Consider the following 8,058-nt stretch of genomic DNA (forward strand, 5'->3'; position numbering starts at 1 on the left):
GGGCTCCTGACGCCGCCCCGCACCGATCCGGGGCCCTCCCGTGGGGGGCAGGGCCCCGGATCGCTTTTTACCCTCCGTATGCCATGCCCATGACACAAGGGACTCCCTCATGCGCACCTCCCTCGCCCTCGCCACCGCCGCCGCCACCCTCGTGGCCGCCGGGACCGCCGCCTACGCCGTGACACCCGCCCGCCCCGGCCCCGCCGGCCAGCCCCTCGCCGGGCTGCGCGTCCTGATCTCCAACGACGACTCCATGCGCGCCGCCAAGGCGAGCAACTCCGACGGCCTCGGCCTCTACGAGCTGCGCCGCGCGATGTGCGCCGCCGGGGCCGACGTCGTCGTGATGGCCCCCTGGCAGGTCCAGTCGGGCAAGGGCACCGCCGTCACCAACGGCGGCGTGGTCACCGCCCAGCGCCGCACCGCGCTGCCCGCCGGGTACGCGGACGACTGCGCGGGCGCGCCCTCCAAGGGCGCGGTCTTCGGCGTGTGCCTGGCCGCCGGACCCTGCGCCGACGACACCCCGAGCGCCACCCCCGCCGACACCGTGAAGCTCGCCCTGCGCGGCGGACTGAGAGCCAAGGTCGGCTGGAAGGAGGCCCCCGACCTGGTCCTCACCGGCATCAACTCGGGCCCCAACGTCTCGGCCGGCGTCAACGACTCGGGCACCGTCGGCGCCGCCGTCGCCGCGATCGACCAGGGTGTCCCGGCCCTCGCCTTCTCCTCCTCCGGCAACGCCGACAACACCGCCTTCCCGCGCGAGAACTACCGCGCCAACGCCGAGTTCGGCGCCCGGCTGGTCGCGGACCTGCGGGCGCGCTCGCTGCTGACCTCCGAGTTCGCGCTCAAGGTCGACTACCCGGACGTCAGCGCCGGGCGGCGGGCCAGGCCCGCCGTGTGGACCCGGGTCGGCGACGGGGCCGTCGTCTACCACGCCTTCGAGCAGCGTGGCACGGGCGACTCCTTCGACATCGCGCTCGGCCTGTGCCCGTACGACGGGAGCGGCGAGGGCGAGTGCGCCGAGGGCCGGAAGGACGCCGACTCCGTCTGGCTGCTGGACAAGGGCCACGTCACCATCGCCCCGGTCACCTGGGACCGCACCTACGGCACCCCGGTCACGGCCCGCCGGACGCTGAACCGGATCGAGCGGTACGTCGGGCACGACGCGCCCAGGCCGTAAAAGGGCGGCGGGCCGCGCCCGTACTCCGTAACGTGTCGGGCCCGGCCGTCCGCTCCGGCGGGCGCCCGGGGCCGAGCAGCCGGACGAGAACGGAGCGCGCCTTGACGACCACCCCCGTCACCGTCGACCGCCGCGAGGGCCCGTACGGGGAGGTGGTGCTGCGCAGACGCGCCGCGGCCGACGGCCCGGTCTACGAGATCATCGCCAACGGCGCCTTCCTGATGGACACCTCCGACGGACGCTCCGAGCGCCTGCTGGTCGACGCGGCGATGGCCGCGCTCCCGGAGCCCGCCCGGGACTCGGGCCCCTCCGTCCTGATCGGCGGCCTGGGCGTCGGCTTCTCGCTGGCGCACGCCGCCGCCGACCCCCGCTGGCGCCGGATCGCGGTCGCGGAGCGCGAGGAGGCGGTCATCGACTGGCACCGCGAGGGCCCGCTGGCCTCGGTCTCCGGCGCGGCGCTCGCGGACGAGCGGACCGTGATCCTGCACACGGACCTGCTGGCCTATCTGCGCACCTCCCCCGACCACTACGACGCCCTGTGCCTGGACGTCGACAACGGGCCGGACTGGACGGTCACCGAGGACAACGAATCCCTGTACGGGGCCCCGGGGTTGGCGGCCTGCGCGGAGCGGCTGCGGCCCGGCGGAGTGCTCGCGATCTGGTCCGCGCGGCCGTCCGCCGATTTCGAAGGGTCCTTGCGGAATGCCGGATTCAGCGGGGTACGGACCGAAGAGATCCCCGTTGCCCGGGGCGTCCCCGACGTGGTCCACCTCGCCGTCCGGCCTGCGTAGCCGGGACGCCGCCGCTACCTCTAGGCTGCTGCACCGACATCGGCGACGCGAGGCGGGGCAATGGAGCAGACACACACCGGTCATCAGGGTGGGGCGACTCCGGGGGCCCAGCGGCGGGTCCTGGTCGTCGAGGACGACGCGACCATCGTGGAGGCCGTCTCCGCCCGGCTGCGCGCGGAGGGCTTCCTCGTGCAGACGGCGACCGACGGCCCCGCCGCCGTCGACGCGGCCGAGGCGTGGCAGCCGGACCTGATGGTCCTGGACGTGATGCTGCCCGGCTTCGACGGCCTGGAGGTCTGCCGCCGGGTCCAGGCCCAGCGCCCGGTACCGGTCCTGATGCTCACGGCCCGCGACGACGAGACGGACATGCTCGTCGGGCTCGGCGTCGGCGCGGACGACTACATGACGAAGCCGTTCTCGATGCGCGAGCTCGCCGCGCGGGTGCACGTCCTGCTGCGCCGGGTGGAGCGCGCCGCGCTGGCGGCGGTCACCCCGCGCAGCGGCATCCTGCGCCTCGGCGAGCTGGAGATCGACCACGCGCAGCGCCGGGTCCGGGTCAGGACCGACGACGTGCACCTGACGCCGACCGAGTTCGACCTGCTGGTCTGCCTGGCGAACACGCCCCGCGCGGTGCTCTCGCGCGAACAGCTCCTCGCCGAGGTGTGGGACTGGGCGGACGCCTCCGGCACCCGGACCGTGGACAGCCACATCAAGGCGCTGCGCCGGAAGATCGGCGCCGAGCGCATCCGTACGGTGCACGGGGTCGGCTACGCGCTGGAGACCCCGGCGCCGTGAGCCGGCCGCGGGGGGAGGACCGCAGGCGCCCCCGGCGGGAGCGGCGCCGCATCGTGATCTCGATCAAGACCAAGCTGGGCGCCCTGGTGGTCGGCGCGGTCCTGCTGACCTCGTGCCTGGCGCTGGTGGCGATCCGCACCTCGACCGAGTTCCGCTACATCACGATCTTCGCGATGATCGCGACCCTGCTGATCACCCAGTTCGTGGCGCAGTCGCTGACCGCGCCGCTGGACGAGATGAACACGGTGGCCGGGTCGATCTCGCGCGGCGACTTCAGCCGCCGGGTGCGCGGCGCCGACCGGCGGGACGAGCTGGGCGACCTGGCGCTGACGATCAACCGGATGGCGGACGACCTGGAGGCGGTGGAGCGGCACCGCAAGGAGCTGGTCGCCAACGTCTCGCACGAGCTGCGCACCCCGATCGCGGCGCTGCGCGCGGTGCTGGAGAACGTGGTGGACGGGGTCTCGGCGGCCGACCCGGAGACGATGCGGACCGCCCTGAAGCAGACCGAGCGGCTGGGCCGGCTGGTGGAGACGCTGCTGGACCTGTCGCGGCTCGACAACGGTGTCGTGGCGCTGCGGACGCGCCGCTTCGAGGTCTGGCCGTACCTGTCGGGCGTGCTGCGGGAGGCGAACCTGGCGGCCTCCCAGCGCGGGCTGACCACCAGCTCGGGGCTGCACAACCGGACGGACGTCCATCTGCACCTGGACGTGTCGCCGCCGGAGCTGACCGCGCACGCGGACGCCGAGCGGCTGCACCAGGTGATGGCGAACCTGATCGACAACGCGGTGAAGCACTCGCCGCCGCACGGCCGGGTCACCGTACGGGCCCGGCGCGGCCCGTTCCCGGAGTCGCTGGAGGTCGAGGTCGAGGACGAGGGCCCCGGCATCCCGGAGGCGGAGCGGCACAAGGTCTTCGAGCGCTTCAACCGGGGCACGGTCCGCGCGCAGCACGGTCCGGGCAGCGACGGCGGCACCGGACTCGGCCTGGCGATCGCGCGCTGGGCGGTGGATCTGCACGGCGGGCACATCGGCGTGGCCGAATCGTCACGCGGCTGCCGGATCAGGCTCACTCTTCCGGGCAGCCTTCCGGTCCGAGATTGACGTAGGGTTCGAACCGGAAGCAGGCGTTCTGCGTGTACCCGTACGAGCACTCGTACGAGAGACCCGCATGACGTGGTCAGGAACAGGACAGGGATGCGCGCCCGGGGGGCCGCACCCGCACTTTCCCCTACCCGCACGAGGGCAGAACCACGCTTGTTTCCCGCCATTCATGGCACTGAAACACCCCGTCAAGTGTGACTTGCGCGACGTTGGAGTGCCCGGCCTGCACCTCCCGGCCAGGGAGGCGTAGCCTTTATTTCCGCTGTCCATCACCTTGTGAAGCGGAAGAGGGCGGTTGCCGCCGTGTCGTCTCAGTCCCCCAGTACCCCGAGCTCCCCGACCGACCAAAGCGGGCAGGGAAAGTCCCCTGCCGCCGCCTTCGGTGCCAATGAGTGGCTCGTCGACGAGATCTACCAGCAGTACCTCCAGGACCCGAATTCGGTCGATCGTGCCTGGTGGGACTTCTTCGCCGACTACAAGCCCGGTGCCGCGGAGACCTCCGCCGCCCCGGCCGCCACCCCCCCGAGCGCTCCCGTGGCGCCGCAGCCGGGCCCCGCACAGGCCGCGCCTGCCGCCGCTCCGGCCGCTCAGGCCCCCTCGGTGCCCGCGCCGGCCCCGGCGCCCGTGAAGGCCGCCCCGGCGGCCCCCGCGGCGCCCGCCGCCGCCGCGCCCGCTCCGGCGCCCGCGAAGCCCGCCGCCGCGGCTCCGGCCCCGGTGAAGGCCGCTCCGGCCGCCGAGGCCCCCGCCGGCCCCGAGCTGATCACCCTGCGCGGCCCCGCCGCCGCGGTCGCGAAGAACATGAACGCCTCCCTGGAGATGCCGACGGCCACGTCCGTCCGCGCCGTCCCGGTGAAGCTGCTCTTCGACAACCGCATCGTCATCAACAACCACCTGAAGCGCGCCCGGGGCGGGAAGATCTCCTTCACCCACCTCATCGGCTACGCGATGGTGCAGGCCATCAAGGCCATGCCGACGATGAACCACTCCTTCGCGGAGAAGGACGGCAAGCCGACCCTGGTCAAGCCGGAGCACGTGAACTTCGGCCTCGCGATCGACCTGGTGAAGCCCAACGGCGACCGCCAGCTCGTCGTCGCGGGCATCAAGAAGGCCGAGACGCTCAACTTCTTCGAGTTCTGGCAGGCGTACGAGGACATCGTCAAGCGGGCCCGCGTGGGCAAGCTGACGATGGACGACTTCACCGGCGTCACGGTCTCCCTGACCAACCCCGGCGGCCTCGGCACCGTCCACTCCGTGCCGCGTCTGATGCCCGGACAGTCGGTCATCATGGGCGTCGGCTCGATGGACTACCCGGCCGAGTTCCAGGGCACCTCCCAGGACACCCTGAACAAGCTGGGCATCTCGAAGGTCATGACCCTGACCTCGACCTACGACCACCGGGTCATCCAGGGCGCCGCCTCCGGCGAGTTCCTGCGGATCGTCGCCAACCTGCTCCTCGGCGAGGGCGGCTTCTACGACGACGTCTTCAAGTCGCTGCGCATCCCCTACGAGCCGGTCCGCTGGCTCAAGGACATCGACGCCTCGCACGACGACGACGTCACCAAGGCCGCGCGGGTCTTCGAGCTGATCCACTCCTACCGGGTCCGCGGCCACGTCATGGCCGACACCGACCCGCTGGAGTACAAGCAGCGCAAGCACCCCGACCTGGACATCACCGAGCACGGCCTCACCCTGTGGGACCTGGAGCGCGAGTTCGCCGTCGGCGGCTTCGCCGGCAAGTCGATGATGAAGCTCCGCGACATCCTCGGCGTGCTCCGCGACTCGTACTGCCGCACCACCGGCGTCGAGTTCATGCACATCCAGGACCCCAAGCAGCGCAAGTGGATCCAGGACCGCGTGGAGCGCCCGCACGCCCGCGTGGAGCGCGAGGAGCAGCTGCGCATCCTGCGCCGGCTGAACGCGGCGGAGGCGTTCGAGACCTTCCTGCAGACCAAGTACGTCGGCCAGAAGCGCTTCTCGCTGGAGGGCGGCGAGTCCGTCATCCCGCTGCTCGACGCGGTCATCGACTCCGCCGCGGAGTCCCGCCTCGACGAGGTCGTCATCGGCATGGCCCACCGCGGCCGGCTGAACGTCCTCGCGAACATCGTCGGCAAGTCGTACGCGCAGATCTTCCGCGAGTTCGAGGGCAACCTCGACCCGAAGTCGATGCACGGCTCCGGCGACGTGAAGTACCACCTGGGCGCCACCGGCACCTTCACGGGCCTCGACGGCGAGCAGATCACGGTCTCGCTGGCCGCCAACCCCTCGCACCTGGAGGCGGTCGACCCGGTCCTGGAAGGCATCGTCCGCGCCAAGCAGGACGTCATCAACAAGGGCGGCACGGACTTCACCGTCCTGCCGGTCGCCCTGCACGGCGACGCGGCCTTCGCGGGCCAGGGCGTCGTGGCCGAGACGCTGAACATGTCGCAGCTGCGCGGCTACCGCACCGGCGGCACGGTCCACATCGTCATCAACAACCAGGTCGGCTTCACGGCGGCTCCCGAGTCGTCCCGCTCCTCCATGTACGCCACCGACGTGGCCCGCATGATCGAGGCGCCGATCTTCCACGTGAACGGCGACGACCCGGAGGCGTGCGTCCGGGTGGCGCGGCTCGCCTTCGAGTTCCGCCAGACGTTCAACAAGGACGTCGTCATCGACCTCATCTGCTACCGCCGCCGCGGTCACAACGAGGGCGACAACCCGCAGTTCACCAACCCGCAGATGTACACCCTGATCGACAAGAAGCGCTCGGTGCGCAAGCTGTACACCGAGTCCCTGATCGGTCGCGGCGACATCACCCTGGAAGAGGCGGAGCAGGCGCTCCAGGACTTCCAGGGCCAGCTGGAGAAGGTGTTCGCGGAGGTCCGCGAGGCCACCGCCGCCCCGTCGACCCCGCAGGTCCCGGACGCCAAGCCCGAGTTCCCGGTCGCCGTGACCACCGCGGTCTCCGCCGAGGTCGTGAAGCGGATCGCCGAGTCCCAGGTCAACGTCCCGGAGCGGGTGACGGTCCACCCGCGCCTGATGCCGCAGATGCAGCGCCGCGCGGCCTCGATCGACGACGGCACCATCGACTGGGGCTTCGGCGAGACCCTCGCCATCGGCTCCCTGCTGATGGAGGGCACCCCGGTCCGCCTGTCGGGCCAGGACTCCCGCCGCGGCACCTTCGGCCAGCGCCACGCGGTGCTGGTGGACCAGGTGACCGGCGAGGACTACACCCCGCTGCTGTACCTCGCCGAGGACCAGGCCCACTACAACGTCTACGACTCGCTGCTCAGCGAGTACGCGGCGATGGGCTTCGAGTACGGCTACTCGCTGGCCCGCCCGGACTCCCTGGTGGTCTGGGAGGCCCAGTTCGGCGACTTCGTCAACGGCGCGCAGACCGTCGTCGACGAGTTCATCTCCTCCGCCGAGCAGAAGTGGGGCCAGACCTCCGGCGTCACCCTGCTGCTGCCGCACGGCTACGAGGGCCAGGGCCCGGACCACTCGTCCGCCCGCCCGGAGCGCTTCCTCCAGATGTGCGCCCAGGACAACATGACGGTCGCCATGCCGACGCTGCCGTCGAACTACTTCCACCTGCTGCGCTGGCAGGTCCACAACCCGCACCACAAGCCGCTCATCGTCTTCACCCCGAAGTCGATGCTGCGTCTGAAGGCCGCGGCGTCCAAGGTGGAGGAGTTCACCACCGGCGGCTTCCGCCCGGTCATCGGCGACGAGACGGTCAACCCGGCGGACGTCCGCAAGGTCGTCTTCTGCGCGGGCAAGGTCTACTACGACCTGGAGGCCGAGCGTCAGAAGCGCGGCGACACGGAGACCGCGATCATCCGCCTGGAGCGCCTGTACCCGCTGCCGGGTGCCGAGCTGCAGGCCGAGATCGCCAAGTACCCGAACGCGGCGAAGTACATCTGGGCCCAGGAGGAGCCGGCGAACCAGGGTGCCTGGCCGTTCATCGCGCTCAACCTGATCGACCACCTGGACCTGGCGGTCGGCGCGGACATCCCGGCGGGCGAGCGCCTGCGCCGGATCTCCCGCCCGCACTCCTCGTCCCCGGCGGTCGGCTCGGCCAAGCGCCACCAGGCCGAGCAGGCGCAGCTGGTCACGGACAGGTAGGAGAGGCCGACGGGGTCGGGGACGAGGTCGGCCTTGCTCAGCACGACGAGCGGCTGGGCGCCGGACTCCCAGGCGAGCGCCAGGAAGC

Annotated in this window: 5 protein-coding genes; all 5 read left to right on the forward strand. The window is 71.8% G+C overall.

The window, feature by feature from the left end:
• Positions 1–109: 109 nt before the first annotated feature.
• The 5 genes from AB0C99_RS35375 (at position 110) to AB0C99_RS35395 (ending at position 7,970) form a co-directional block, all read left to right on the forward strand.
• Positions 110–1,177: a 5'/3'-nucleotidase SurE gene (locus AB0C99_RS35375; protein ID WP_362483910.1), complete on the forward strand. Its 1,068-nt coding sequence runs from the start codon at positions 110–112 to the stop codon at positions 1,175–1,177.
• Between the two features lie 101 nt (positions 1,178–1,278).
• Positions 1,279–1,968: a spermidine synthase gene (locus tag AB0C99_RS35380; RefSeq protein ID WP_362483912.1), complete on the forward strand. Its 690-nt coding sequence runs from the start codon at positions 1,279–1,281 to the stop codon at positions 1,966–1,968.
• Between the two features lie 60 nt (positions 1,969–2,028).
• Positions 2,029–2,763, forward strand: a complete 735-nt coding sequence (locus AB0C99_RS35385) for a response regulator transcription factor (RefSeq protein WP_362483914.1) — start codon at positions 2,029–2,031, stop codon at positions 2,761–2,763.
• 50 nt (positions 2,764–2,813) lie between these two features.
• A complete protein-coding gene (locus AB0C99_RS35390; RefSeq protein ID WP_362483919.1) occupies positions 2,814–3,866 on the forward strand; it encodes a HAMP domain-containing sensor histidine kinase in 1,053 nt (350 codons plus the stop codon).
• A gap of 303 nt (positions 3,867–4,169) precedes the next feature.
• Entirely contained in the window at positions 4,170–7,970 is a 3,801-nt protein-coding gene (locus tag AB0C99_RS35395) for a multifunctional oxoglutarate decarboxylase/oxoglutarate dehydrogenase thiamine pyrophosphate-binding subunit/dihydrolipoyllysine-residue succinyltransferase subunit (protein WP_362483916.1), read from the forward strand.
• The last annotated feature ends 88 nt before the right edge of the window (positions 7,971–8,058 follow it).

The sequence above is a fragment of the Streptomyces sp. NPDC048659 genome (assembly GCF_040650575.1).
GTDB lineage: Bacteria > Actinomycetota > Actinomycetes > Streptomycetales > Streptomycetaceae > Streptomyces.

Coding starts and splice junctions, on each gene's coding strand:
- AB0C99_RS35375 (WP_362483910.1), top strand. CDS start 110: ATGCGCACCTCCCTCGCCCTCGCCACCGCCGCCGCCACCCTCGTGGCC.
- AB0C99_RS35385 (WP_362483914.1), top strand. CDS start 2,029: ATGGAGCAGACACACACCGGTCATCAGGGTGGGGCGACTCCGGGGGCC.